The 25,911-nt window shown below is 45.2% G+C and carries 23 protein-coding genes and 1 pseudogene; 17 read left to right on the forward strand and 7 right to left on the reverse strand.

Features of this window, described 5'->3' with window-relative positions; translation table 11 throughout:
• Positions 1 to 154: 154 nt before the first annotated feature.
• On the forward strand, positions 155 to 1,318 hold the full coding sequence (locus QUB13_RS23875) for a baeRF3 domain-containing protein (protein WP_333385690.1): 1,164 nt from the start codon (positions 155 to 157) through the stop codon (positions 1,316 to 1,318).
• Between the two features lie 18 nt (positions 1,319 to 1,336).
• A complete protein-coding gene (locus tag QUB13_RS23880) occupies positions 1,337 to 2,029 on the forward strand; it encodes an SRPBCC family protein (protein ID WP_333385693.1) in 693 nt (230 codons plus the stop codon).
• Positions 2,030 to 2,231: 202 nt separating this feature from the next.
• Here the strand turns inward: QUB13_RS23880 and galK are convergent, their stop codons facing one another.
• Positions 2,232 to 3,311: a galactokinase gene (galK, locus tag QUB13_RS23885; protein WP_333385695.1), complete on the reverse strand. Its 1,080-nt coding sequence runs from the start codon at positions 3,309 to 3,311 to the stop codon at positions 2,232 to 2,234.
• Between the two features lie 302 nt (positions 3,312 to 3,613).
• Here galK and rsmA point away from each other — a divergent pair, with 302 nt between their 5' ends.
• Positions 3,614 to 4,435 (forward strand): 16S rRNA (adenine(1518)-N(6)/adenine(1519)-N(6))-dimethyltransferase RsmA, encoded by an 822-nt coding sequence (gene rsmA / locus QUB13_RS23890; protein ID WP_333385698.1) that lies wholly within the window; start codon positions 3,614 to 3,616, stop codon positions 4,433 to 4,435.
• Between the two features lie 152 nt (positions 4,436 to 4,587).
• Here the strand turns inward: rsmA and QUB13_RS23895 are convergent, their stop codons facing one another.
• Positions 4,588 to 5,988, reverse strand: a complete 1,401-nt coding sequence (locus QUB13_RS23895; protein WP_333385701.1) for a sensor histidine kinase — start codon at positions 5,986 to 5,988, stop codon at positions 4,588 to 4,590.
• A 90-nt stretch (positions 5,989 to 6,078) separates the two neighbouring features.
• On the opposite strand from QUB13_RS23895, the gene ispE reads away from it, so the two are divergent.
• From ispE to QUB13_RS23915, 4 genes and pseudogenes are all read left to right on the forward strand, one after another.
• A complete protein-coding gene (gene ispE / locus QUB13_RS23900) occupies positions 6,079 to 7,056 on the forward strand; it encodes a 4-(cytidine 5'-diphospho)-2-C-methyl-D-erythritol kinase (RefSeq protein ID WP_194066624.1) in 978 nt (325 codons plus the stop codon).
• A gap of 177 nt (positions 7,057 to 7,233) precedes the next feature.
• A complete protein-coding gene (locus QUB13_RS23905; protein ID WP_333385704.1) occupies positions 7,234 to 7,587 on the forward strand; it encodes a DUF3082 domain-containing protein in 354 nt (117 codons plus the stop codon).
• A gap of 203 nt (positions 7,588 to 7,790) precedes the next feature.
• Positions 7,791 to 8,297: pseudogene (locus tag QUB13_RS23910) on the forward strand (DUF488 domain-containing protein); the annotation flags it as partial.
• A 182-nt stretch (positions 8,298 to 8,479) separates the two neighbouring features.
• Positions 8,480 to 9,208, forward strand: a complete 729-nt coding sequence (locus tag QUB13_RS23915) for a hypothetical protein (protein ID WP_333385707.1) — start codon at positions 8,480 to 8,482, stop codon at positions 9,206 to 9,208.
• 103 nt (positions 9,209 to 9,311) lie between these two features.
• On the opposite strand, the gene QUB13_RS23920 is transcribed toward QUB13_RS23915, so the two are convergent.
• Positions 9,312 to 9,533: a hypothetical protein gene (locus tag QUB13_RS23920; protein ID WP_333385710.1), complete on the reverse strand. Its 222-nt coding sequence runs from the start codon at positions 9,531 to 9,533 to the stop codon at positions 9,312 to 9,314.
• A gap of 339 nt (positions 9,534 to 9,872) precedes the next feature.
• A complete protein-coding gene (locus QUB13_RS23925; RefSeq protein WP_333385712.1) occupies positions 9,873 to 10,148 on the reverse strand; it encodes a hypothetical protein in 276 nt (91 codons plus the stop codon).
• A 158-nt stretch (positions 10,149 to 10,306) separates the two neighbouring features.
• Between QUB13_RS23925 and metH the strand changes: the two genes are divergently transcribed.
• Entirely contained in the window at positions 10,307 to 13,858 is a 3,552-nt protein-coding gene (gene metH, locus QUB13_RS23930) for a methionine synthase (RefSeq protein ID WP_333385715.1), read from the forward strand.
• 369 nt (positions 13,859 to 14,227) lie between these two features.
• Here the strand turns inward: metH and QUB13_RS23935 are convergent, their stop codons facing one another.
• Both QUB13_RS23935 and QUB13_RS23940 read right to left on the reverse strand, forming a co-directional pair.
• Positions 14,228 to 14,851 (reverse strand): hypothetical protein, encoded by a 624-nt coding sequence (locus QUB13_RS23935; protein ID WP_333385718.1) that lies wholly within the window; start codon positions 14,849 to 14,851, stop codon positions 14,228 to 14,230.
• Between the two features lie 251 nt (positions 14,852 to 15,102).
• The gene (locus QUB13_RS23940; protein ID WP_194011360.1) at positions 15,103 to 15,429 is read right to left on the reverse strand and encodes a YbjQ family protein; all 327 of its coding nucleotides are present in this window, start codon (positions 15,427 to 15,429) and stop codon (positions 15,103 to 15,105) included.
• Positions 15,430 to 15,715: 286 nt separating this feature from the next.
• On the opposite strand from QUB13_RS23940, the gene QUB13_RS23945 reads away from it, so the two are divergent.
• Positions 15,716 to 16,816, forward strand: a complete 1,101-nt coding sequence (locus QUB13_RS23945) for a tetratricopeptide repeat protein (protein ID WP_333385721.1) — start codon at positions 15,716 to 15,718, stop codon at positions 16,814 to 16,816.
• Positions 16,817 to 17,227: 411 nt separating this feature from the next.
• Here the strand turns inward: QUB13_RS23945 and QUB13_RS23950 are convergent, their stop codons facing one another.
• Positions 17,228 to 17,425 carry a hypothetical protein gene (locus QUB13_RS23950; RefSeq protein WP_333385724.1) on the reverse strand — a complete coding sequence of 66 codons (198 nt, stop codon included), beginning with the start codon at positions 17,423 to 17,425 and terminating at the stop codon, positions 17,228 to 17,230.
• A gap of 9 nt (positions 17,426 to 17,434) precedes the next feature.
• Between QUB13_RS23950 and QUB13_RS23955 the strand changes: the two genes are divergently transcribed.
• From QUB13_RS23955 to QUB13_RS23990, 8 genes are all read left to right on the forward strand, one after another.
• On the forward strand, positions 17,435 to 18,217 hold the full coding sequence (locus QUB13_RS23955; RefSeq protein ID WP_333385727.1) for a class I SAM-dependent methyltransferase: 783 nt from the start codon (positions 17,435 to 17,437) through the stop codon (positions 18,215 to 18,217).
• Positions 18,218 to 18,499: 282 nt separating this feature from the next.
• On the forward strand, positions 18,500 to 20,191 hold the full coding sequence (gene crtO / locus QUB13_RS23960) for a beta-carotene ketolase CrtO (RefSeq protein WP_333385730.1): 1,692 nt from the start codon (positions 18,500 to 18,502) through the stop codon (positions 20,189 to 20,191).
• 142 nt (positions 20,192 to 20,333) lie between these two features.
• The gene (locus tag QUB13_RS23965) at positions 20,334 to 20,651 is read left to right on the forward strand and encodes a DUF4258 domain-containing protein (RefSeq protein ID WP_333385733.1); all 318 of its coding nucleotides are present in this window, start codon (positions 20,334 to 20,336) and stop codon (positions 20,649 to 20,651) included.
• Positions 20,641 to 20,865 (forward strand): YgiT-type zinc finger protein, encoded by a 225-nt coding sequence (locus QUB13_RS23970; RefSeq protein ID WP_194066635.1) that lies wholly within the window; start codon positions 20,641 to 20,643, stop codon positions 20,863 to 20,865. The genes QUB13_RS23965 and QUB13_RS23970 overlap by 11 nt, the downstream gene beginning before the upstream one ends.
• A 27-nt stretch (positions 20,866 to 20,892) precedes the next feature.
• Entirely contained in the window at positions 20,893 to 22,698 is a 1,806-nt protein-coding gene (locus QUB13_RS23975; RefSeq protein WP_333385735.1) for a tetratricopeptide repeat protein, read from the forward strand.
• Between the two features lie 107 nt (positions 22,699 to 22,805).
• Positions 22,806 to 23,906 carry a saccharopine dehydrogenase family protein gene (locus QUB13_RS23980; protein WP_333385738.1) on the forward strand — a complete coding sequence of 367 codons (1,101 nt, stop codon included), beginning with the start codon at positions 22,806 to 22,808 and terminating at the stop codon, positions 23,904 to 23,906.
• A gap of 289 nt (positions 23,907 to 24,195) precedes the next feature.
• Positions 24,196 to 24,675, forward strand: a complete 480-nt coding sequence (locus QUB13_RS23985) for a hypothetical protein (RefSeq protein WP_333385741.1) — start codon at positions 24,196 to 24,198, stop codon at positions 24,673 to 24,675.
• 297 nt (positions 24,676 to 24,972) lie between these two features.
• The gene (locus QUB13_RS23990; RefSeq protein WP_194012943.1) at positions 24,973 to 25,494 is read left to right on the forward strand and encodes a hypothetical protein; all 522 of its coding nucleotides are present in this window, start codon (positions 24,973 to 24,975) and stop codon (positions 25,492 to 25,494) included.
• The last annotated feature ends 417 nt before the right edge of the window (positions 25,495 to 25,911 follow it).

A 25,911-nucleotide genomic window follows, 5' to 3' on the forward strand; every position in this document is an offset into this window, starting at 1 on the left:
CGGCTGCAAACCCGGTTTTAGTTCGGGGATGAAATGCTCTACAGCAGCCGATCCTTACTTTAGGCAGACGCAGGGGCCACGTCAGGAGAGATACATTTTAAAGAATCGGTTGTTTTCATTACACAACCCCTTAGAAGAAAGAGGAGTTTCAGCGATGAACTTAATATCTGTAGAGGAACTCAAAGCACTGGTACAACAATCTCCTGGATTGTGCGTTTCAATTTATATGCCAGTCGCTCAAGGAACAGAAATTCAACAAAATCCGATTCGGTTCAAAAATTTAATCAGAGAGGCTGAAGACAAAATAGTAGAGTACGGATTTGACAAAAAAGAAGCTGCGGAATTCCTAGAGCCAGTCCGAGCAGAAATTGACCAGGAAAACTTTTGGGAAAATCAAAGCAACCTGCTGGCGATTTTTGTCGGTTCGGGATTTTTCCGCTACTATACCTGTCCGGTGAATTTTGAAGAATTAGTGGTTGTGAGCGACAATTTTCACGTCAAACCGTTGATGCCTATGCTGACAGGAGATAATTTATTTTATGTTTTAGCTCTGAGTCAGAAGGAAGTGAGGCTGATTGAGTGTACGGCTTACAGTGCTAGGGAAGTTGAAGTTGAAAACTTGCCGAAAAGCCTTGAGGAGGCTCTGCAATATGACCCGACAGCTAAAGATGGTCAGTTTCGGATTGCTACTTCAAAAGGAGGCACTAATAATTCTTTTCAGCAGCCGGGAAGTTTTCACGGTCAAGGAAGTCCAGATCGAGATGAGCCGCAGCACGAAATATTGCAGTATTTCCACATAATCGATGGGGCGCTGCACAATTATTTACGCAATAAAAAAGCTCCTTTAGTGTTAGCTGGAGTTGAGTATTTGCTCCCGCTTTACCGAGAAGCCAATACCTACCCGCATTTAGTTGAAGAAGGAATTACAGGCAGTCAGAAACTTCTCAAGCCGGAAGAGTTGCGGGCGGAAGCTTTGCCGCTGGTGGAACCTTTGTTTTTGCAGGCTCAGTCAGAGGCGATCGCACAATACCACGATCTCACAGGAAGCGATAAAATTTCTGCTGATTTGAAAGAAGCTGTTTCGGCTGCTTATTTTGGACGGGTCGATCGACTATTTGTTGCTCTTGGCGTTCAGCAGTGGGGTACTTTTGATCCCGATACGAACGCGGTGCAAATCCACCCAGATGCAGAATTGGGCGACGAAGATTTGTTGAATGCGGCAGCAATTCAAACTATTCTCAACGGCGGAACTGTTTACGCGATGCCGCCGGAACAAGTGCCGGCCGAGGCGCCTTTAGCTGCTATTTTCCGCTATTAATTTACCAGGTTTAAACCAATGGAATCTACTTCAATGACAAATTCCGACAAACAAAACCAAACTAACACCAGCGATACCGAACGCTGGGCTTCGTTAATAGGTGGCGGGGCGCTGGTGCTGTTTGGTTTGTCGCAGCGTTCTTTGAGAGGTGCTTTGCTGGCGGTTGCGGGTGGCGGTTTGGCTGCGCGCGGGCTGGGGGTTGCTGAGGGTTTGCAGTCGGCTGTAGATGCGAATCAAAGCATTAAAGTTGAAAAGACGGTGACGATCGACAAACCGGCTGATGAATTGTACCGTTTCTGGCGCGATTTTGAGAATTTGCCTCGGTTTATGAAGCATCTCAAACACGTTACGGTAATAGATGACAAGCGTTCTCACTGGATTGCCAGCGCGCCGATCGGCAATAGTGTAGAATGGGATGCAGAAATTGTCCGCGAAGAAGAAAATCGGTTAATTGCGTGGGTGTCTGTGGAAGGCGCTGAAGTTGAGAATTCGGGTTTTGTGCGCTTTCAACCGGCACCAGCAGGACGCGGTACTGAGGTCAAAGTTGCGATCGAATACAACCCTCCGGGCGGTGCGATTGCTGGTGCAGCGGCTAAACTATTTGGCGAAGCACCAGAACAGCAAATTGCTGACGATTTGCGCCGGTTTAAGCAGTTTATGGAAACTGGGGAAATAGCTACGACGGCCGGTCAATCTTCGGGCCGCAATTAATAAGTTCGATCGCGTCGGGTAAATTAATTGTAATTCCGCTCCGGGGCTGGTTTTACCAACAATCCAAGATTCAAATCCACAATAGACCTCTGGCAAAAGTTTTTTTCATCAATTTATAGGGCAGGCGAGACACCCCACAATAAAAAATGATTCTTGTGGGATGGGCCGGAAAGCCCGCCCTAGTTATTTTTGCAAGAGGTTATTAAGAATTCAGTTGAACTTCGGGAACTAAAACGCGGCCGCTGTAACCCGCACGCTGGTATCGATCGATCGCCTCTGCTGCGATAACATCCGTTTTACCTGTCTCGACGAGCGCAACGCAAGCACCGCCAAAACCTGCACCTGTCAGCCTTGCACCGAAGACTCGGGGGATTGACTGCAAGATGGCCGCCAGCGTGTCTGCAGCGGGCACTGAAACTTCGTAGTCGTCGCGCAAACTCGCGTGGGAAGCATTCATTAACTCACCGAAACGCTTTGCAGACAAAGATTTTACTGCTTGCAGCACGCGGTTGTTTTCGGTGATGACGTGGCGCGATCGCCTTCTGAGGGGTTCCGGCAATACTTCGACTGCTTTGGGCTCGGCGATATCCCTGAGAGCTTGAACTCCCAATATCCGGGCGCATTCCTCGCACTCAGCGCGCCGCTTGTTGTAGCCGCTTCCTGCTGCTAGTTGGTGGCTTTCGCCGCTGTCAATTACTAAAATTTCTGTGCCTGGGGGAAAAGGTATCGGGCGGTATTTGAGGCTGCGGGTGTCGAGAAATAGCATGGTGTTGGTGTCTGCTAAACTCGATGCCATTTGATCCATGATGCCGCAGTTCAAACCGGCATAACGGATTTCGGCTAGCTGTCCGATTTGAGCTAGCCGCACGTCGTCTAGGGGGATGTTGAGCAAAGCGCGCATTCCTCTGAGGGTGGCTATTTCTAATGCGGCGCTGCTGGACAAACCTGCGCCGATCGGCACGTTGGAGGTAATGTAGAGATTTATTGGCGGTATTTTGTATCCTTCTTTTTCTAAGAGTCTGAGGCAGCCACAGATATAAGTGACGAATGTTTGCGGTATAGTATCGTCGTCTGAAAAATTTATGAGTTCGTCATATTCTGCTGAATAAAAATGGTGGCGATCGTCGCTGCTGAAGCCAATTTGTACTGTGGTGCGCTGGGGAATTGCCGTCGGAAGTACAAATCCGTCGTTGTAGTCTGTGTGTTCGCCCAACAGGTTTACTCTTCCAGGCGCGCTAGCTTGGGTTCTGGGTAATGTACCAAATACTCGTTGGAAATTCATACCATTTAAAAATTGAAGAATTTAAGAATTGAAAATTTATAAGTTACTTACTCCATAAAGGTTTGGAGGTTGCCGATAGTTGTTTTTTTTGGGCAAACTAATTTCATTTTTGGGGAATTGGGAATTGGGAATTGGGAATTGGAGATAAATAAACTTATTTTTTATCGTTTATTTTTTTATAGTGCCCAAGCTTTTTGCTGAATTCAACCCATGTTAACAAAAATCAACATGATTGTAGGTGGGGAAAAAATATGAGGTTGTGATAGAATGACAGGCTAAGATTTCTCCCAGCAATTCAAAAAATGCGATCGACCAGACCCCGGAAACAGTTTGCTCAACATTGGCTCAAAAGCGAGAAAGCCTTAGATAAGATTGTCAAAGCAGCGAATTTAGATGGTTCTCGCGTCCTGGAAATCGGGCCGGGCACTGGGATTCTGACTCGGCGCTTGCTGCCAGAAGCTGAGTCTGTTGTTGCTGTGGAGATCGATCGAGATTTGTGCCTAAAACTAGCCAAGCAACTAGGCAAAATTGACAACTTTTTATTGCTACAAGGCGATTTCCTGGAAATGGAATTAGAGGCTGAACTAATAGCCTTTCCCAAATTCCAAAATCCCAATAAAGTTGTTGCCAACATTCCCTATAATATCACCGGCCCCATCCTGCAAAAACTGTTGGGAACGATATCTGCGCCTGCTGCTAAACCTTTCGATGCGATCGTGCTGTTAGTGCAGAAAGAAGTCGCCCAAAGGCTTTACGCTAAACCTGGTTCGACAGCTTTTGGCGCTTTGTCGGTGCGGGTACAATATTTAGCAGAATGCGAGTTAGTTTGTGATGTGCCTTCTAGAGATTTTTATCCGCCTCCAAAAGTCGATTCTGCTGTGGTGCGGTTGCGTCCTAGACAGATAGAAACTGCGGCGGTTAATCCGCGCTATTTGGAGAATTTAATCAAGTTGGGATTTGGCAGCAAGCGCAAGATGCTGCGAAATAATTTGAAAGGATCTGTCGATTTAGATAAACTCCTTCAATTGTTAGAAAAATTACAGATAAATCCTCAATCTCGCGCGGAAGATTTGAGCGTGGCTCAATGGGTAAATTTGAGCAATAATTTGTTTTCGGATGACTGATGGCGAATGACTGAGCTTGCTCAGCATTTAAATTATATCTCAAAAAACAATCAAACCGCGAGTGGGGTAGGCCCCAAAGCCGGCCGGAAATATTCACTTTAAATGCAGTACAGCTTAATGACTGATGGCTGATGGCTGATGGCTGATGACTTTCAATTGTTCAATAATTCTTTAACGCTAATCGGAATTTTAATAATAAATTCCGTACCCTGTCCCGGTGCTGAAATACACTCCAATTCTCCTTTGTGTCTTTCGGTGATAATTTGATAGCATATCGACAAACCCAGTCCCGTACCTTTACCTACAGGTTTAGTTGTAAAAAAAGGATTAAATATCTGCTCGACTACATCCTCGGCGATTCCCGAACCATTGTCAAAAATCCCGATTTCTACACATTTTTCGTTTACAATTTGGGTAGAAATTCTGATGAATTTGAGATGATTTTTGCTGACAACTTGGGTATTTTTGTTATTTTCCTCAAAGGCATCAATAGCGTTGTTGAATATATTTATAAAAACCTGATTTAGCTGTCCGGGATAGCACTCTACTTTCAGTAAATTGCCGTAGTTTTTAATAACTTCAATGCCGGGAAAACCGGGTTTGGGATTCAGCCTGTTTTGCAACATCATCAGGGTACTGTCAATACCTTCGTGAATGTCAGCTAATTTCATTTCTGCTTCGTCAAGCCTCGAAAAAGTCCGCAGCGACTTGACAATATCGCGGATTCTGTCGGTTCCTGTTTTCATGGAAGTTAAGATTTTTGGCAAGTCTTCTCTGATAAAATCTAAATCCAGAGATTGAAGTTTTTGTTTAACTATCGGTATGGGATTGGGATAGTGTTGTTCGTAGATATCGGCCAGTTCAAGTAGATTCTTTGCATACTCGCCAGCGGGAGTTAGATTGCCGTAAATGAAGTTGACTGGATTGTTGATTTCGTGGGCGACGCCAGCTACTAATTGCCCCAGAGATGACATTTTTTCGCTTTGAATTAGCTTGGCTTGAGTCTGCTGCAATTCTAACAAAGTTTGTTCTAGGTTGAGAGTTTGTTTTTTGAGTTGTTCCGTGCGTTCTTCAACTCTAATTTCTAGTTCGTCTTTTGCTTTTTTGAGGGCTGTTTCTGCTGATTGGCGCTCGACTATTTCTGATTGAAGGAGGCTGTTTGCTACTTCTAACTGGGCGGGACTGGGAAGGGCTAGGGCTTGCGGGATCAAGTCTACTAAAAGTATGGCTGTAATGAAGGAAATGGTGGCGGTAATTGCTTTGATAGTTCCTGAAAGCCAATAGGTAGGATGCCACAGCGTCCAGACTTCAAATATGTGAGTGATCCCGCAGGCGACGATAAAGGCTCCAAACATGGCAAAGATCCAGTCAAAGGGTAAATCTTTGCGTTGGGAAATAAAATAAATTAGTGTAATCGGGATGGAAAAATACGCTATTGCAATGATCGAATCTGAGGCTACGTGAAGCCAGACTAACTTGGTCTGCCAGAGATAGCAGTGCCCGTGAGGAATAAATGACCCCGAACTAAAAAAAGTTTTCCACATTTCCTGCATAATATTTCCTTTGAGTTGTGAGAAAATGGACTCTGACTTGTATCAATTAATTTCAACCAGGTGTTTCTTTCACCTGCGGCTTAATCACCTATGCGTTCCTATTCTCTCTTAGCTTCCGCAAAAATCAATCTGTATTTGGAAATAATAGGCGATCGCCCCGACGGATATCACGAACTGGCGATGGTACTTCAAAGCATAGATTTGGCCGATCGAATTGACTTGCGGGCGATCGGTACCGACACGATTCGCGTGCGCTGCGATCACCCGCAAGTTCCTCCTGATAAAAATAATTTGGCTTACCGGGCGGCGGATTTGCTGGCGCAGCAATTCCCCGATGCTTTGGCCAAATACGGCGGAGTCGAAATTGCGATTCACAAGCAGATTCCGGTGGCGGCGGGGCTCGCCGGCGGTTCTGCAAATGCGGCTGCGGTTTTAGTCGGGATGGATTTGCTTTGGCAATTGGGACTCACTCAGTCGGAGTTGCAAGAGTTGGGGGGAACTTTGGGTTCGGATGTGCCTTTTTGCATTGGTGGAGGTACGGCTTTGGCAACTGGTCGCGGGGATAAACTGTCGCCACTGCCGGATTTGGGAGGTTTTTCTGTGGTGCTGGCGAAGTACCGCAATCTCAGTATTTCTACGGCATGGTCGTATCAAACTTATCGCCAGCAGTTCAGTAGTTCCTATTGTGGATCGGAGGATTTGGACTGTCGCCGGGAACGGCTGCATTCGGGGCCGATGGTGGGGGCGATCGCCCAAAAAGATCGATCGAAAATTGGTCAATTGCTGCACAACGATTTAGAAAAAGTGGCTTTACCCGTGTACCCGCAGGTGTTGCAGTTGCGGGAAGCATTTGAGTCTGCGGGGGTTTTGGGAACGATGATGTCGGGTTCCGGGCCGACGGTGTTTGCACTCTGCGAGTCTCAAGAGCAGGCTCAGCAGATTGTGGAACGGGTGAAAAGTGCGATCGCTTCTCCCGATTTGGATTTTTGGGTAGCAAATTTTAGCAATACTGGGATTCGGATTTGTTCGGAGGGAAACGATACAAAACCGCCGATTGCGAGGGTGTAACTCACAGGTGGTGCGATCGCCCGTTAAAGGCCAATTAGGGCGATCGACCCCGATATATCTAACTTCGCGCAGAGTCTATTGAGATCGAATAACTGATAAAATGCCATCAAACACGGATTTTTGTTTTGGTGAATTAACCACAGCGCTAAAATCTCACATCTCAAATCTAAAATTGCAATGGCTGATTTAACTAATCCAAATTCTAATTCCCAACCTCTAAATTCTGCTGGAGATGCAGCGCCTGCATCTTCTCGGCAGCCTACGGTTTTGCGGTGCGTAATAGGTTCGCTGATCGCCAGCGCCTTCGCTTATGGTTTGTATTCGCTAACTATGTCGATCGCTCTAAGTTTTGCTAGCAAGCCGGTGCATTCCAGCAATATTACCGTGCTTAAAATTAGTGTTGCCGTGCGAACTTTGGTAGTCGGAATGGTGGCTTTGGGTACAGGCGTATTTGGGCTGGCGGCTGTCGGTTTGATGCTGCTGGGTTTGCAAATTTTGATTCAAAAGCTGGTGAAACAACCCACAAGTTGAAGTCTGCAGATTGAAACCATCGGGCCAAACAAACTCTCGTCCAGCAAAAACTGAATAGTAAGATCGAAGCAATGGAATTATTTACGATCGGACACTCAAATCAGAGTATTGAATCGTTTCTTTTGCTGCTGCAAAAACACGGAATAACAGCGGTTGCGGACGTGCGTTAGCGAAGCCCTCGAAGAGGATCGCATCCTTTCAGCCGCTATTTACCTCATTTCAATAAATCAGAAATTGCTGCTTTTTTGTCAGAGGTCGGCATTCAATATGTTTTTTTAGGTAAAGAATTGGGTGCGAGGCCGGAAGATTTAAGCTGTTATGATACTGAGGGTAAAGCTTTGTACGATCGCATAGCAGCAACTCCTCTATTTTCCGCCGGAATTCAGCGCTTGCTCAAAGGCGCAGCAAACTTTAAAATCAGTTTAATGTGTGCGGAAAAAGACCCGATAACTTGTCATAGGACTATTTTAGTTTGCCACAAACTCAAAGCATTTAATTTGCAAATTAAGCACATTCTGTTCGATGGAAATTTAGAATCGCACCAGGATTTAGAAGCAAGACTTTTGAGCAAGTTTAACCAAGCAAAAAACTACGAGCTGCCAATTCAGTTAAGTTTGTTTGAATTAGCACCTCAAGTTCAGGATGAAATAGTTGATTTAGAAACAGCTTATTATCGTTACGGATTGACAAGGGCATATATCAGCAAATAAGGCAATTATCGGCTATACATTCTTTGTTTTTGATGAATTCTAGCAGCAACTCTTGACATTTCATACATTGGACAGTATCGTAGGGCGATCGGCGCGCACCATAGCGTTAAAAATTTTATTCTAGATTTAACGTTCTTCGTGGTATAATTCTTCCGCACTGTAGCAGAAAGGGGTGCTTTTTTATGAAAGCAGAATTTTATTATGACTGTCACAAATATATTTGCAGTTTAGTTCAAGTTGATTTTGTTAAAGAATTAAAAATTAAAAATCATCAAGGTTTTGTGTTAGCTGTTAAGCAAGGCGAAAAGATTGGGCTTTTGGGAAAAAGTCGCCATAATGCTAAACAAATTGATGTTTCTAAGCCGCATTTTTATAATGTGATTAAAGCAGCTATGAGCGCTTTGGAATTAGAAACGAGAAATGAGGTGATATTAGAGAGGAATCGCACGATTGCTGATGGTGAAGATATGATTCAGCAGCAAAACCGAGAAATTCGTCTTTTGAATGAACAGCTTAGAATTCAAGCGATTAAAATTGAACAGTTGTTAAGGGAAAATCAGCAGTTATCGGCGCAGCTTGTAGAGAAGGAAATTAGAGAAACTCAAATTACTCTAGCCAGCCAGGAAAATTTAGCGCAGGTGGGAATTCAGGAGGTAAGTGGAGAAGCTGAAATTAGTCAAGAAATTGATGATTTGCCGATTATAGATTCTGGGTTAGAGGTGCATTTAATCGAAAATCAGCAGGATTTGGAGGAGGTTGAGATAGCGGAAGCAATCAGCGAGGGCGGTGTTGAAGTTGTTGATTTAGAAATTATAGAAGAAGTAGACGCTACATTAGAACTTGCAGGAGCTGAAAGTGAAATTAAGCACCTACCGAAAAGGGGTTCACAGAGAAAGACGAGAAAGAAATAATCAAAAAGTTTAAGGTTTTTTTAAGGCTCAAAGGTTCGCAGTTAGGACTTCAGTCCTTTTTAAATGCGGACTAAAGTCCACACTACGAACCTTTTATACTTTATTATGGGTTGGGATTTTGCAAAATTTCTCTGATTCTTGTCCGAAATAGACGCACGGCGGATCTTTGTCCGATCGCCCTGCTTTGTTCAATGAATGCGGGTATTTCTGCGATCGGCAAAAAAGGAAAAGCTATACTTTGAGCCACAGCTTCGTATTTTCCCTCTACAAGTTGATAAACTTCCAGAGTTTCGCGGCGATATCTCCAAATTTCTGGAACTCCCAAAGCGGGGCGGGTTTTGCCTTGATAAAGTCGCTTTTATCAGATAATTTTAGCTAAACTTGCCCCTACAAGATACTATGTTTTTTTTGCAGTAACTACTTGTCCTAGCATTTTTAGTCTGGCTTTTTCAGCTATTAGGTAATCCGATACCCAAAATCGATCGACAGACATCAGAATAGCTACAGATATAAAAATATAAATATTCTCTCCCATTTCCTGCGTTGGCAGCAAACCAAACAATTCGTCAAATTCCTTGACATCTGCTAAAATTTTATCAAAGTCCTTGACAAGTTCGTCCGGGTAGATGCAGTGAATTGCTCCACAATCTTCATAATAGGCTTCTTAGTCGGGGAAAAATTGTGACGGTTTGAGTTCTTCCAGCAGGTAATCTAGTTTTTGAAACTCTTCTTCCAAAACAATGGCGGCGATGTCTTCCCCGGCTTGCTGTAAGATAATTCGATCGCCCTTTTGCATGACTCGTTTAATTATCTCGATCGCATTTTTGCAAAAATTCTCAACAGTTAAGCGAAAAAAACCCTCGCAACTGGCCAATTTTTCCCCCGCAGCATCGCCCGCAGCCAAATTTTGACAATTATCTAGGGCGATCGGTAAAATCACAGGTGCGATGGCTACGCCCCGGCTTGCGCCTACGAACTATTGTCACTAACATTAAATCCTTCAGTCATCAGCAGTTCCCCAAGATAGGCATAATTGTTGAGAATATTGCACAATAGATCAAAATGTAAACATATAGCACCTACGTCTTTTTACCGCCGATGAATAGCAGATTTCTCGATCGACTCCACCACCCCTCGCGCCCCGTCATCGTCTTCGACGGCGCAATGGGAACCAACCTGCAAGTCCAAAACCTCACCGCAGAAGACTTCGGCGGCAAAGAATACGAAGGCTGCAACGAATATCTCGTGCACACCAAACCGGAAGCCGTCGCCACCGTGCACAGGGGATTCCTCGAAGCAGGCGCTGATGTCATAGAAACAGACACCTTCGGCGCTGCTTCCATCGTGCTCGCCGAATACGATTTAGCAGACAAAGCATATTATCTCAACAAAACAGCGGCAGAACTCGCCAAGGGAATCGCCGCCGAATTTGACACGCCAGAAAAACCGAGATTTGTCGCAGGATCGATCGGGCCAGGCACCAAATTGCCAACATTAGGACACATCGATTTCGACACGCTAACCGCCGCTTTTACCGAACAAGCAGAAGGACTTTATGACGGCGGCGTTGACTTATTTCTTGTCGAAACTTGTCAAGACGTGCTGCAAATTAAATCAGCATTAAATGCTATTGAAGAAGTATTTAAGAAAAAAGGTGCGCGGATTCCATTAATGGTATCAATCACAATGGAAGCCACCGGCACGATGTTAGTCGGTTCAGACATCAGCGCCGCCCTCGCCATTTTGCAACCCTATCCCATAGATATTTTAGGATTAAACTGCGCCACCGGGCCCGATCGCATGACGGAACACGTCAAATACCTTTCCGAACATTCGCCCTTTGTAATTTCCTGCATTCCCAACGCCGGTTTACCCGAAAACATCGGCGGCCACGCGCACTACAAACTCACGCCAATAGAATTAAAAATGGCCTTGATGCGCTTCGTCGAAGACTTAGGCGTGCAAGTCATCGGCGGCTGCTGCGGCACCCGCTACGATCACATCCAACAACTATCAGAAATTGGCGAAACTCTCACACCCAAAATTCGCGAATTTTCTTGGGAACCGGCCGCTGCTTCAATTTATAGCGCCCAACCCTACGAACAAGAAAATTCTTTCTTAATTGTCGGCGAAAAACTCAACGCCAGCGGTTCCAAAAAATGCCGCGATTTGCTAAACGCCGAAGATTGGGACGGTTTAGTAGCAATGGCTAGGGAACAAGTGCGAGAAGGTGCCCACGTTCTCGATGTCAACGTTGATTATGTCGGGCGCGACGGCGTGCGCGACATGAAACAATTAGTTTCCCGCGTGGTGACTAATGCAACTCTGCCCTTAATGTTGGATTCCACCGAGTGGGAAAAGATGGAAGCGGGGTTAAAAGTTGCGGGCGGCAAATGTTTGCTGAATTCTACTAACTATGAAGACGGAGAACCGCGCTTTTATCAAGTTTTGGAATTGGCAAAAAAATACGGCGCAGGGATAGTAATCGGGACGATTGATGAAGATGGGATGGCCAGAACTGCTGGCCAAAAATTTGCGATCGCCCAACGCGCCTATAACGCCGCCGTCGCCTTCGGAATTAGCGCTGAGGAAATCTTTTTTGACCCCTTAGCTTTGCCCATTTCCACCGGGATTGAAGAAGACCGAAAAAACGGCAAAGCTACCATCGAATCAATCCGCCGCATTCGCCAAGAATTGCCCGGTTGTCACGTAATTTTGGGAGTTTCTAATATTTCCTTCGGCTTGAATCCGGCGGCGCGGCAAGTTTTGAATTCCATGTTTTTGCACGAAGCGATGCAGGCGGGGATGGATTCGGCTATTATCAGCGCTAACAAGATTTTGCCGATCGCCAAAATCGACCCCAAACACCAAGAAATCTGCCGTAAACTGATTTACGACGAGAGAGAGTTCGACGGCGAAATTTGCGTTTACGACCCCTTGGGCGACCTGACAACGGTGTTTGCTGGCAAAACTACCAAGCGCGATCGGACAGAAGACGCAAACCTCCCCGTAGAAGAACGCCTGAAGCAGCACATCATCGACGGCGAACGAATTGGACTCGACATCCAACTCGCCAAAGCATTAGAAACCTATCCGCCGTTGCAAATTATCAATACCTTCTTGCTAGACGGAATGAAAGTAGTCGGAGAATTGTTCGGTTCGGGACAAATGCAGCTACCGTTTGTATTGCAGTCCGCAGAAACCATGAAAGCGGCCGTTGCCTATTTAGAACCGTACATGGAAAAGTCAGAATCCGGGGATAATGCCAAAGGCACATTCCTGATCGCGACTGTTAAAGGCGACGTTCACGACATCGGCAAAAACTTGGTTGATATTATCCTATCAAACAACGGCTACCGAGTGATTAACTTGGGAATAAAACAGTCGGTTGACAACATCATCGAAGCCTACGAAAAGCACAAAGCCGACTGTATTGCAATGAGCGGTTTGCTGGTGAAATCCACCGCATTCATGAAAGAAAATCTCGAATCATTCAACCAGAAAGGAATCACCGTTCCCGTGATTTTGGGCGGCGCAGCTTTGACTCCCAAGTTTGTGCATGAAGACTGCCAAAACACGTATAAAGGTAAAGTAATTTACGGCAAAGATGCGTTTTCTGACTTGCATTTTATGGAGAAACTCATGCCAGCCAAATCTGCTGGTAACTGGGAAGATTTGCAAGGATTTTTAGATGAAGTAGGGCAAGAAAATAAGACGGTGAAAGCAGCTAAAATTTCGGCAGAAACTGCTGTAGAAGATGCTGGAAAAGCAGATATTCCGGTGGTGATTGATACCAAGCGTTCCGAAGCAGTTGCTGCAGATATCGATCGCCCAAATCCTCCTTTCTGGGGAACAAAACTGTTGCAGGGAGAAGAGATCCCCTTTGAGGAGATTTTCTGGCACTTAGATTTGCAAGCCTTAGTTGCCGGTCAGTGGCAGTTCCGCAAGCCAAAAGACCAATCGCGGGAAGAATACGATGCTTTTTTAGCGGAAAAAGTTTATCCGATATTGGAGGAATGGAAACACAAAATTATTGCCGAAAAGCTATTGAATCCCCAAGCAATTTACGGATATTTTCCCTGTCAAGCAGAAGGCAATTCTTTGTATTTGTACGATCCCGAAATTATGAGTAACGGGCAAGATTTATCGACACCCGCAGCAACATTAACGTTTCCCCGCCAAAAATCGGCGCGCCGGCTGTGTATTGCGGACTTCTTCGCGCCGAAAGAATCGGGTAAAATAGATGTATTTCCGATGCAAGTAGCGACAGTGGGAGAAGTTGCTACAGAGTACGCGCAAAAGCTATTTGCTAACAATCAATATACCGATTATCTCTACTTTCACGGGTTAGCGGTGCAGACAGCGGAAGCCGTGGCAGAATGGACTCACGCGCGGATTCGGCGCGAATTGGGCTTTGGTAGCGAAGAACCGGACAATATTCGGGATATGCTAGCGCAGAGATATCGCGGTTCGCGGTACAGTTTTGGCTATCCTGCTTGTCCGAATATGGCGGATCAGTACAAGCAACTGGAATTGTTAAAGTGCGATCGGATAAACTTGTACATGGATGAAAGCGAGCAGCTTTATCCCGAACAATCCACCACTGCAATTATTACCTATCACCCAGCGGCTAAATACTTCACCGCCTAATTTGTAGGGTGAGGAATGCCCAAATTATACTCGTTACTCGTTCCCCGGTTATACCTGGTAACGAGAAAATTCACCCTGCTTGTTAAGGTGAATTTTGGGGGTTCTAGACTCAGCTACAACCGACATTTATTATGGATTTTAGTGTTAAGTTGTCATATCAAATCCGGTAGCATCGGAATTACAAAATCGAGTCAGATCAAATCCGCGCTTCATACTTCTGTATTCATCTCTCTCTCTTGTCTTCCTCTGTGTTCTCTGCGCCCTAGTAAGGTTAAATCATTCCGATGCTACCGGAAACGATATCACCAACGGGTAGAGCCTGCGAACGAGAAATGCCCGATGGCCGATTCCCAATTCCCGAACTCTGTCTTACGAGTAATTCCGGGGAGTGCGCGCGCCGGCAGATGCTCCTGCCATTGAAGCAACCAAACCCAATAGGGAACCGAACAAAAATGACCAGCCAGCTTTGGCGGCATTTTCTGCAATATTGCGAGTATCTTGAGCAGATACGTTAGGCGCTTGGTTCGGCAGATTGACCGCGCCTTGCTGGGCTTGATTAATCACTTCTCCCGCATTCGCAGCTACTACGCCAAAAGTACCGGCTACGCCGTTTGCTAACAGCCAAGAGCCAATTGTTAAGGTAGTTGCCCACAAAATTGCCCCGTTCAAAAGTGCGGTGCTGCGGTTCATCGGGCCGCAAGCCCGAGCTGTTACCCAGCCGCCAACGCCTAAGCTAATTAGCAAACTGATGATTGACCAAATTCCTACCCCAGTACCCACGCTGCCGGCAATAGTGCGCGGTGCTCCTGAATTAGCGATGTTGCTTAAGCCGATCGCCGCGCCCAATGCACTTAAAGCTAATTGGGTGGCGATCGAAATTACCAAACCTGAAAATATCGGGCCCCACCGCACTCGATCGTGATATTCCATCACTGAATTCACCACCACCGGTTCGGTAACAACGTTATCGGCAGGTCTATTTACGTATGACATATGTTTTTTTTTCCTCTGAGAGTTGCTTTAATTTTTAACAATCTTTCCCTTAAGCATTGATTGTGGCTGAGATTGATAAAAAATATATCTGCCTGGGGAAATAACCAGCATCTACGTCTGAGGAAGGAAATACAAAAGTCATCAGCCGTCAGCCAGAAGCTATTAGCTAATGACTGATGACTGATGGCCGATCGGGCAATAAGTATTTTATCCAGTTAAAAAAGTTCGCGGATGTATAGAGGTAAGACAGCTTAACGCAATCTTACAGCCGTTCCGACTGCAGTAATCAGCAGCAAAGCTCCCGAAGAGTCTACATTAATCGTGCCGGTATCAACTTCCACCCCGATGACGGCATTAGCACCGAGACGCCCGGCCCGTTTTTCCAGTTCCGCGAGGGCATCTCGCTGTCCTTTGAGAAACACTTCCTCATAACTGCCGGTGCGCCCGCCGATGATGTCGCGAATCCCCGCGAAAAAATCTCGCAGGGCGTTGGTGCCGTAGACCACCTCAGCAGTTACAATTCCCAAGTAAGATTGAATTTCTGCTCCTTGGATGATATCAGTTGTTGTTACAATCATCAGTTGCCCTCAAGTGCGAAAATTTTGAGTGAGTCGAGTTCTGTAGATTTACTACATCTCGCTGTTCCAAGATTCCAGCCAAACCCTAAGCTGGATCGTCGATTAAAGAATTGAAGAATTTTGGATTGACGCTCCAGCACCTTGAATCACCGGAGGTTGAACTAAACTCTAAAATTTTGGGATATACTCTGACGCTAGCGTCAGTGGTTTGTATCCGTTTCTTGCAGCTCAGCGCTAGCAAGCTGGCTGCAACTCGCTCTTTTATTCCACACATTTTTTGAAACAAATGGCCGTCCACAAACAAACTCTATTGGTATTAAGTACGCTGTTGGTAGCGGGATTCGCGATCGCAGCGCCGCAGGTAGCGCTATCAGCAGAAACATCTGTTCAAGTTCAACCTAAAAACGATTCAAATTTAGATGATCTGCTGCGACAAGGACGCGAGTTGGTAAATGCAGGAGATTACAGTAAGGCGATCGACGTTTATCAGCAAGCCGCGCGTTTAGATGCCGAAAATCCGCGCATTTTTTCTGGTATTGCCTATTTACAAGCGCGTCAAGGCAACTATCAAGCCTCTGTAGAATTTTACCAGCAGGCGATCGGTCTCGAACCCAAAAATGCTGATTTTCAATACGCCCTAGGATATGCTATGGCGAACCTACAAAACTATCCCGCAGCAGCCTCCGCTTACCGCCGCGCCACTGCGCTCGATCGCAAAAATGTCAACGCCCGCATCGGTCTGGGAGTGGTACTTTTTCAGCAAAAAGATTACAGCGGTTCATTTAAAGCATACCAAGAGGCGATCGCCCTCGATCCGAAAAATTGGCAAGCTTATTCTTCAATGGGTTTAGTATTGATCCAGCAGGGAAATTTTGCCAGTGCTGTCACCGTGCTCGAAGAAGCAGCCAAACTCGCTCCCAAACAGTCCAGCGTCCAGTTAAAATTAGGTAGTGCTTTGCTGCGGAACGGCAACACTTCCGAAGGACTAGCAGCTTTTGAAGAAGCAGCCAAACTAGAGCCGCGAAATCCCGAAGTGCAAGTAGAAATCGCCGAACTTCTCAGATCTCAAAACGACTTAGACGGAGCCGTGGTAGCTTATAAGCGGGCAATTGACGTGCGCCCGAATTTAGTTGAAGCATACGTGGCGATCGGGGAAATTCAAATCCAAAAACAAGATTTTGTAGGAGCGATTATCACTTTTAGGCGAGTGATCCAGATCGATCCAAACAGAGCAGAAGCTTATTACGATATGGGTCAAGCACTCAAAGCGCGCGATCGCACATCCGAAGCAATTCAAGCTTTCCAACAAGCTCTAGACACTTACCGCCAGCAAGGAAACAATGATGGTGCCCAAAAAGCCGAAGCGGCCCTCAATGAACTCAAATAATTAGTCAGTGGTCAGTAGTCAGTGGTCAGTAGTCAGTGGTCAGTGGTCATTAGTCATTACTCATTAGTCATTACTCATTGGTCATTACTCATTAGTCATTGGTCATTAGAAATGCTAGTTTTAAATCTCGCGAACTAACTTATCATCCAATACGGTTTAGTTAAGACGATCCATGTGCTGAAATATTCTGAAAACCAAATAATACTGCGATTGCTTCGTTGCTCTATTAAGAGAATTTTAAGTAAACCGTATTGATTTATAATTAGAATCGAAAACTTAATAACTTAAACACCTCCTACAGTCCTCTATCCTGTAAGTTGGCAGATAAAAGGAGGCAGAGCCTCGCCTATCTGCATTACCAGACAGAGCGAAAGTAACGAGCAATTGCTTAAGTTATTAAATTTTCATTCCTTAGTCATTAGTTAAAATGTCTACTAACAACTGACAACTAACTACTGACGACTGACAACTGACAACTGCCAACTGCCAACTGCCAACTGCCAACTGCCAACTGCCAACTGCCAACTGACAACTGCCAACTGACAACTGACGACTGACAACTGACAACTGCCAACTGACAACTGACAACTGCCAACTGCCAACTGCCAACTGCCAACTATGAATTCAAATGATTCTAAACCTGCGCTATACGAGATGAATCCGCTAGGTCGATTTTCCGATCGCGCCGCCGATTATGTCAAATACCGCCCGACTTATCCAGCCGCTGCGATTGAGGCGATTTTAGATGGACTTGGGGAATCTTCGCAATTAACAGCAGCCGATATCGGTGCAGGTACGGGGATTTCTTCGCGTCATTTAGCAGAAAGAGGTGTTCGAGTATTAGCGATCGAGCCTAATGCCGAAATGAGACAAGCGGCTGCACCTCACGAGCGGGTAGAGTTTAGAGAAGGAACTTCTGAAGCTACTAATTTGCCCGACTCATCCCTCGATTTAGTCTCGTGTTTCCAGTCTTTTCATTGGTTTAATCCTGTTTTAAGCTTACCAGAATTTCGGCGAATTCTCAAGCCGTCGGGAAGGTTGGCTGTAGTTTGGAATTTGCGCGATCGCGCGGATGCGCTGACACTAGGTTACACTCAAATTGTTAAAAGCGCTTCTAACAGCCATCCTGCCGAAAAGCGAGCTCGCGCGATCGAGCCATTGCTTGCGAGTCCAGATTTTAGTGACGTGCGCGCGATCGAATTTGCTCACAGACAAAATGTAGATTTAGCAGGTTTGATCGGGCGGGCAAAAAGCGCATCGTACATTCCCAACTCCGGGCCTCACTTGCAGAAAATCATCTCGGATTTAACCGAGCTTTATCAAGCTCACTGCGGCGATCGAGGCTTTGTTTCATTAGTTTACAAAACAATAGTTTATTTGGGAACTCGTACTGATAATTAATTTTTTGTGTGACGCAAGTAAATCGCAAAATCTGTGGTATGATGCAGGGGCAAGTTGGCAGGAGCGATCGAACGTTCAACAATTGACAGTTGAAAGCAAACAATTGATCGGTCAATTCAAGAAACAAGAAGGCGATCGCACAACAGCATTTAACAAAAACTCCATCTTTTGTAAGATACTAAAACTAATCTCTGAAGATGAATCTATTTCTATTGATAGAGACTGCCAACTTGTTAACATTTGTAAAATCAAACAAAATATCCTATCCCCAGAGCTTCATCTATGCAAACCTATGATGTAATTATCATCGGAGCGGGTCACAACGGACTTGTCTGTGCCTCTTATCTCCTCAAAGCCGGATATACAGTCCTTTTGTTAGAAAAACGTTCGGTTCCCGGCGGCGCGGCGACTACCGAAGCTGCGATTCCTGAATTACCAGATTTTAAATTCAACTTGTGCGCGATCGACCACGAATTTATCCATCTAGGGCCGGTCGTAGAAGAATTAGAACTGGAAAAATACGGTTTAGAATATCTTTACTGCGATCCAGTCGTTTTTTGTCCGCATCCAGACGGCAAATATTTCTTAGCACACACTTCCGTCGAAAAAACTTGTGCAGAAATTGCCCGCTACAACGAGCGCGACGCGAAAAAATATGCCGAATATACAGACTTTTGGCAGCGCGCTTTAGGTGCAATGGTGCCGATGTTCAACGCGCCGCCAAAATCTATTGTAGATATTGCCGGCAACTACGATATTGCTAAACTCAAAGACTTATTTTCAGTCATCGGTTCCCCCGACAAAACGCTGGACTTTATTCGCACGATGATTACCAGCGCTGAGGACATTCTCAACGAGTGGTTTGATGAGGAATTTCTGAAAGCACCCTTAGCGAGACTCGCTTCAGAATTGGGCGCGCCTCCTTCGCAAAAAACGATTGCGATCGGTGCAATTATGATGGCAATGCGCCACAATCCCGGCATGGCGCGGCCTCGTGGAGGAACTGGTGCATTGGTGCAAGCGCTGGTCAATTTAGTGAAAACCTATGCGGGTGTTATACTGACCGACCAGCACGTTGAGAAAATATTAGTTGATAGCGGCCGGGCTGTCGGTGTTCGAGTTGCAGGCGGCACAGAATATCGAGCTACCAAAGGTGTCATTTCTAATATTGATGCGAAGCGTCTGTTTCTGCATTTAATGGATGAGAGTGATGTTGACAGTGCAGATCCGAATTTGCGGGAAAGATTGGAGCGCAAAATTGTCAATAACAACGAGACAATTCTGAAAATAGATTTAGCTCTTAACGAAGTACCTAAGTTCGATCGCTGGAACCATCGCGATGAATATTTAATGGGTTCTGTTTTAATTGCTGACTCGGTGAAACACGTCGAAATTGCCCACAACGAACCTGCGATCGGCAAAATCCCCGATTCCGATCCGTCGATGTATGTCGTGTTTCCGACGGTAAGAGACCCGTCAATGGCTCCTCCCGGACACCATACGGCTTGGATTGAATTTTTTGCTCCTTACCAAATCGAAAATGCTGAGGGAACCGGTCAGCACGGTACGGGTTGGACGGACGAGCTGAAAAACAAAGTTGCCGATCGCTGCATTGACAAATTAGCAGAATACGCGCCGAATATCAAGAACTCAATTATCGGCCGCCGGGTGGAAAGTCCGGCCGAATTGGGAGAGCGTTTGGGGGCGCTGAAGGGGAATTATTACCACGTTGACATGACGCTGGATCAGATGATATTTTTCCGTCCTTTACCGGAGTTGGCCAATTACAAAACGCCGATCGACGGTTTGTTTTTAACTGGTGCGGGTACGCACCCCGGCGGCTCGATTTCGGGGATGCCCGGACGCAATACGGCTCGCGTTTTCATGCACTCGCAGCAGCCGATCGCGCAGACTTTGGCTGATGCGGCTAATTCTCTGAAATCGAAGGCTAAGTCGGTGTTTCGGAGTAATTAGAAGCTAAGGGGGCGGGCATTCCCCGCCCTTATTGATTGACTGTTTTTGGTAAGCTTAGTTGAAAAATAGGGTGATTTTATGTATAATTAAATGTTAAGTTTTAGATCAAAAGGAAATCCGTAAGCTGTTATGCACCCTGGTAATGATTGAAGAAATCCGCAATAAAATTGTTCAAAGCCAGTTTGAGTTCTCACAGCACGCTCTCAATCAAAGCATCATCCGCCAGATCGGGGTGCAAGAACTGCGCGACGCTATTTCAAGCGGTGAAGTTATCGAAGATTATCCAGACGACAAATATGGTCCAAGCTGCCTGATACTGGGTTTTACCCTAGCAGCTCGACCTTTGCACATCCAGTGTAGTTATCCATCCCGCCCTTTGATAAAAATTATTACCCTATACGAACCGAGCGCTGAACTGTGGATGAATTTCAAAGTTAGGAGAACTCAAAATGAGCAATGAAGTCTGGAAAGAAACCATGATTGAACAAAGAGTTAACTATACTCTTGAAATGGATGGAAATTTTATCATTATTGAAAATGTGCCAGCCCGATTGTGTGTAGAAACAGGAGAGCGTTTTTTCTCACCAGAAACTGTAGAGCGACTACAGCAAATCATCTGGAAAGGAAAACAGCCAAGTCGCACGCTGGAAGTCCCTATTTATGACTTTGTATAGTTAGCAAATCAAGAGGAAGTGCAGGTAATGTCATCCCAACTTTTAAAAGATCGTTTTCAGGCTCTGGAGTTGGTTGAAATCGCCGACAATCATCTAAAGTTGGGACAAATCGAGCAAGCTCAAGAAAATTTTGCGAGAGCTTTTCAGATAGCCCAAACATTCCCGAATGACATTCCTAAAGTTTTACCTCAATGCTCAGTTTCTGTAAGAGAGCAAGTGTTAAATGCGTTCATCCGCAGCTATGCTCAAGTAGAAAACTACGGCTCTGCTGTTCGGGTGGCACGAGGCATAGAAGATGAGGATTTTCAAGCTTGTGCGTTAAGTGCGATCGCGTCTCAAGTTGCAGCATTGGGACAACCTGACTCGGCTCTGAGTATTGCCCAAACAATAGAAATTAACTATTATAAAGCTATGGCTTTGATCGATATTTATTACAGCTACAGTCAGGCAGAACAAACCAACAAAGCTGCTGAGATATTGACTCAGATTATCCGAATTGCTGGGGTCATAAAAAACGATCGAGAGCCAGCTTGGATGTTAACTCATCTTTCCTACTATGTCCAGGAAAATTTAGGACAGCTAGATACAGCTTTTGAGATTGCCCAACTGGTAGAAAATGACCGTGACAAAGCCTTGGTGTTAAATCTGCTTGCCCAAAAATATGCTCAATCGGGGAAATTTAAGCAAGCAATCCAGATTGCTGAAATAATAATAGATAATGAGGAAAAAGAATTAGCTCTAGCTAGGGTAGCTGTTGAATATGCCAAATTCGGACAATCTGATGAAGCGCTAAAAATTGTTGCGATCGTCGATAATTGGAAAAACATTCCTTTGATTCAAGTTATAAAAAATTATGCTGAAGCTGGCGAATTTGAACGGGCAAAGCAACTTACAGAAACTATCGAACACTCGGAAAATAATGACGATCGATATGAGGCATTTAATGCCATCACCGACGGCTACGTTAAAGCAGGACAATTTGAGCAAGCTATACAATTTGCTGGCAGCCTAGATGATAATTTCAACAAAAGCGAGGCATTATCAGTAATCGCATACCGTTGCGCTGAGTTCGGACAATTCGATCGAGCTTTTAAAGTTATTCAAACTATATATGAAATTAATGATGGTTCAGTATGCGATATTTTTTTAGAATGTATTTTTGACTTTGTTGCTAAGGCGGAAGAACGAGAGCGGGTGTTAAAGATTATTCAAACAATAGAAAATGAATCTTACAGAAATTTTATGTTAGGTTGGAGCGCTGGCGATTATGCTGATGCCGGACAATTCGATCGATCAATAAAAATTACTAAAATGATGACAGATGAATCTTATTCATCCTATGCGTTGAGTTGGGAGGTTGAAAGCGCGATCGCATCCAAGCAGTACGATCGAGCCGTTGAGGTTGCTCAAACAATACATGATATGAATTTTCTGCAATCAATCAGGTTGGGTGAAAATGTCATCGCCGTAGCTGAAGCGGGGCAAATTGACCAAGCATTCAAAATTGCCCGAACAATTAATGATAAGCATGAAAAAGCTCAGGCGTTGGCAAACGTTGCCTTGAGTTATGCGGAATCTGCACAACAGGAAAAAGCATCTGAAGTGTTTGCCGAAGCTGTTGAAATCGCTCATTGTCTAGAGAATATTTATCTAAAAATTGGGAGTTTGGAAGCGATTGCCACTAATTTGTCTCGCGCCGGACAACTCTCAAAAGCGATGGAAATGCTTTCTGGTGCCCTTCAGATTGTCTCAACCGTTGAGGATGAGTTTCACAAATTGTCACTACAGCGAGAGTTAAATTCTAAAATGAGGAAATTGACAAAAAGCGCATAATCTTGATAATTCATAAAAACTCAACTAGACAAATTCATCCTTTGTGCATATGGAAAATATGACTCCAACAATGAGAAAATAATATTAGCGTTACCCTATTTTTAGCGATGACAAACCGAGTTTTGATTGTCGGCGGGCGGGGCCGAATTGGCAGCAGCGTTGCTCAAGACCTTGTTACCCACACCGACGCAGAAATTACTATTACCGGCCGCGACCCTAATGGGTCACTTCCCCCAGAGTTGCCGCCGGATCGATCGCGCTATTTAGCTTTAAATTTAGCAGATAGCGCAGCTTTGCAGCAAGCTGTTTCATCCTCTAACCTGGTAGTTCACTGTGCCGGGCCATTTCACTACCGAGACGCTAGCGTGTTAAAAACTTGCATCGAAGCTGGTGTTAATTATGCTGATGTCAGCGACAGCCGCAGTTTTACTCGCAGAGCTTTAGAATTGCGCGAAACAGCTAAGAATGCTGGGGTGACAGCGATTATTAACACGGGAATTTTTCCGGGAGTTTCTAATAGCATGGTACGCCGAGATATCGAGAAATTAGATACAGCCGAACAGGTGCATTTGAGTTACGTTGTAGGTGGTTCTGGCGGTGCTGGTGTCACGGTGATGCGGACTACTTTCTTAGGTTTGCAAACTCCTTTTGAGGCTTTGATTGATGGCAAAATGCAGCAGATCAAGCCATACACCGATCGCGAAACGATAGATTTTCCCGAACCCTACGGCAAAACAGGGGTTTATTGGTTCGATATGCCGGAAGCAATAACTTTGCCCGAAACTTTCCCAGTAAAAACAGTTGTTACTAAATTCGGCACGTCTCCAGACCTTTACAATCACCTGACTTGGTTTGTTGCCAAATACTGGCCCGATAGCTGGCTGAAAAATCCTTCGGTGATTGAATTTTTGTCCTATGTCAGCTACGGGATGACTGCTGTTAGCAATAATTTTAGCGGTGTGGGTGTGGCTGTGCGATCGCAAGTGACGGGCCTCAAAAACGGTAAACCGACTAAAGTTCGATCGACAGCGCTACACCCAAATGCTGCTACAGCTACGGGCATCGGTACTGGCAGCATCGCTCAATTGATGTTAGAAGGCAAACTGGCAAAACCTGGCGTTTGGTCCGTAGAGCAAGCTCTTTCTACCGAACTATTTGAAAGAGCTATGCAGAGTCGAAACCTCAACATAGACCAGGTGTGCGTGTAGTTGTTTCTGGTTTTGATGGCAATTTTAGATGTGTGGTGAACGGGCTTTTTTTGAGGAACCGCGAAGATGCGCTAGGCGAATCCGCGCGCAAGCGCTCTTATCGCGAAGGAAGAGGAGAGAAGAGTGAGGGTTTGCAATAATTGTAGGATAACCGCTAGATCAAGTGTTTTGCCGAATTGCAGGCCCTCATACTAGATCAGTTTTGCTTGTTTAACTAATCTATCTTTTGGTAGAAGTAATTATAGCAAGCAGGAGTTTAATATATTGGACATCATCAGAAATAGCCCTTTTGGATCGATCGACACACGGTAGCTGCAACAAAGATTGCACTTTAACCAAGGTTTTGGACGCGCGATCGCCCGATCGGGACAACAAACACCATAGTTTTTGCGAAAAAATACCAGGAGATGTCGATATGAAGCGGGTTTTAAAAGCTCTCGGGCAAACATTGAGTCAAAGCATTTTGCTGATCTGTACGCTGGCTTTCATTGGTTTAGCAGGTATGGCGCTAGCACCCAATCAGGCGGCTTACGCAGCAGGTCAATACAGCAGTCAGGCGCCGCAGTCAGGTAAAATTACTGACCCTGCAGAAAAATTTGAGGATCTCAATCCCCAAGCAGCTTACGAAGATATCGTCAACACAGCTCAAAATCCTGCAAAGGTCGAGAAGGTTTATGATGAAAGTCTAAAGGAATACAACGAAGAGCACCCGCAAGAAAACATTGTTCAAAAAGCTGAAGAGCTGATCGAAAAGGTCACGGGTCAATAATAAATTAACAATTTTCTATCTAATTCAAGTTGCTGGTAAATACGGAGCTTTGGTGAGAACACAATAGAGCATCGTTCTGAAATCGCTTGAACCTAACTATGTAGGGTGTGCTATCGCGCACCCTATGTCGTTTTAGTAACTTGTGAAACCACTTAGTTATTCCGTTCAAACCAGTTTTTTAGTGGCGCTGACCAGGCTTTTTAAACTAGCAGATTCATCCCAAAGGAAGATGAATAAATAGAAGTTTAAAAGGTAGATTTAATCATAGATTCAGTTAAATAAAAGGAAAAAAATATCATGAGCAACGATAAAGAAACAGTGAAGGGAACAGATGCTAACCTAGACCCGATTTCTGGGGAAACAGGAGCTCATCCAGTGGGAACCGGTATCGGTGCTGCGAGTGCGGGTGCTGCGGGTGCTGCGATCGGCGGTGCGATCGGCGGGCCTGTGGGCGCAGTTGTGGGCGCAGTTGTGGGCGCATTTGGTGGCGGTTTGGCGGGTAAAGGTGTCGCAGAGTCGATCGACCCTACAGTAGAAGATACTTACTGGCAAAACAACTACAGCACCCGTTCTTACGCGGACACGAGCGCGACTTACGAAGATTATCAACCTGCATACCGCACCGGCTACGAGGGTTACAGCCGTTACGGCGGTACTGGTAAAAGCTATAGCGACATCGAAAACGATTTGCAACGCGACTACGAAACAAATCGCGGTAAGTCGAACCTACAGTGGGAAAAGGCTAAGCACGCCACGCGCGACGCTTGGGATCGGGTGGAACGCGCTGTTCCCGGCGACATTGACAAAGACGGCCGCTAACACAATCGATTTTAGATTTTAGATTTTAGATTTGGGATTTTAGATTGACTTGCAGCGCAGTGAATCTGGAATCTGGAACTAGAATCTAAAATTTTGGGAGATTTACTGAGGAGCGTCGGGGGCGCGGTATCCGTTGTTTGCGAGTCAGCAAGTATTTTTCAGTCTTAGATGCACGTAAACTCGATCGCTCCAGGTTTATCAACTGATAAAAACTGGGTTTTTGAACCAGAGATACAGATTGTGATACTAGATTTTCGGTTCTATTCCCAGTTTTTGCCACAGGTGCAAGATAACATTGAAATTAAAAACTATTTTCAACGCGAGTTTAGCAAATTTATAAATAAATAAACCCCTGAAAACCCTGTGACTTTAGTCCAGGGATGAAAGGTAGGAATAGACTTTAGTATACCAGTCAGA

Source organism: Microcoleus sp. B4-D4 (genome assembly GCF_036705185.1).
Taxonomy (GTDB): domain Bacteria; phylum Cyanobacteriota; class Cyanobacteriia; order Cyanobacteriales; family Microcoleaceae; genus Microcoleus.

Coding starts and splice junctions, on each gene's coding strand:
- QUB13_RS23945 (WP_333385721.1), top strand. CDS start 15,716: ATGGCCGTCCACAAACAAACTCTATTGGTATTAAGTACGCTGTTGGTA.
- galK (WP_333385695.1), bottom strand. CDS start 3,311: ATGAATTTCCAACGAGTATTTGGTACATTACCCAGAACCCAAGCTAGC.
- QUB13_RS23990 (WP_194012943.1), top strand. CDS start 24,973: ATGAGCAACGATAAAGAAACAGTGAAGGGAACAGATGCTAACCTAGAC.
- metH (WP_333385715.1), top strand. CDS start 10,307: ATGAATAGCAGATTTCTCGATCGACTCCACCACCCCTCGCGCCCCGTC.
- QUB13_RS23935 (WP_333385718.1), bottom strand. CDS start 14,851: ATGTCATACGTAAATAGACCTGCCGATAACGTTGTTACCGAACCGGTG.
- QUB13_RS23940 (WP_194011360.1), bottom strand. CDS start 15,429: ATGATTGTAACAACAACTGATATCATCCAAGGAGCAGAAATTCAATCT.
- QUB13_RS23915 (WP_333385707.1), top strand. CDS start 8,480: ATGAAAGCAGAATTTTATTATGACTGTCACAAATATATTTGCAGTTTA.
- QUB13_RS23965 (WP_333385733.1), top strand. CDS start 20,334: ATGATTGAAGAAATCCGCAATAAAATTGTTCAAAGCCAGTTTGAGTTC.
- QUB13_RS23975 (WP_333385735.1), top strand. CDS start 20,893: ATGTCATCCCAACTTTTAAAAGATCGTTTTCAGGCTCTGGAGTTGGTT.
- QUB13_RS23905 (WP_333385704.1), top strand. CDS start 7,234: ATGGCTGATTTAACTAATCCAAATTCTAATTCCCAACCTCTAAATTCT.
- QUB13_RS23955 (WP_333385727.1), top strand. CDS start 17,435: ATGAATTCAAATGATTCTAAACCTGCGCTATACGAGATGAATCCGCTA.
- crtO (WP_333385730.1), top strand. CDS start 18,500: ATGCAAACCTATGATGTAATTATCATCGGAGCGGGTCACAACGGACTT.
- ispE (WP_194066624.1), top strand. CDS start 6,079: ATGCGTTCCTATTCTCTCTTAGCTTCCGCAAAAATCAATCTGTATTTG.
- QUB13_RS23980 (WP_333385738.1), top strand. CDS start 22,806: ATGACAAACCGAGTTTTGATTGTCGGCGGGCGGGGCCGAATTGGCAGC.
- rsmA (WP_333385698.1), top strand. CDS start 3,614: ATGCGATCGACCAGACCCCGGAAACAGTTTGCTCAACATTGGCTCAAA.
- QUB13_RS23895 (WP_333385701.1), bottom strand. CDS start 5,988: ATGCAGGAAATGTGGAAAACTTTTTTTAGTTCGGGGTCATTTATTCCT.
- QUB13_RS23970 (WP_194066635.1), top strand. CDS start 20,641: ATGAGCAATGAAGTCTGGAAAGAAACCATGATTGAACAAAGAGTTAAC.
- QUB13_RS23880 (WP_333385693.1), top strand. CDS start 1,337: ATGGAATCTACTTCAATGACAAATTCCGACAAACAAAACCAAACTAAC.
- QUB13_RS23875 (WP_333385690.1), top strand. CDS start 155: ATGAACTTAATATCTGTAGAGGAACTCAAAGCACTGGTACAACAATCT.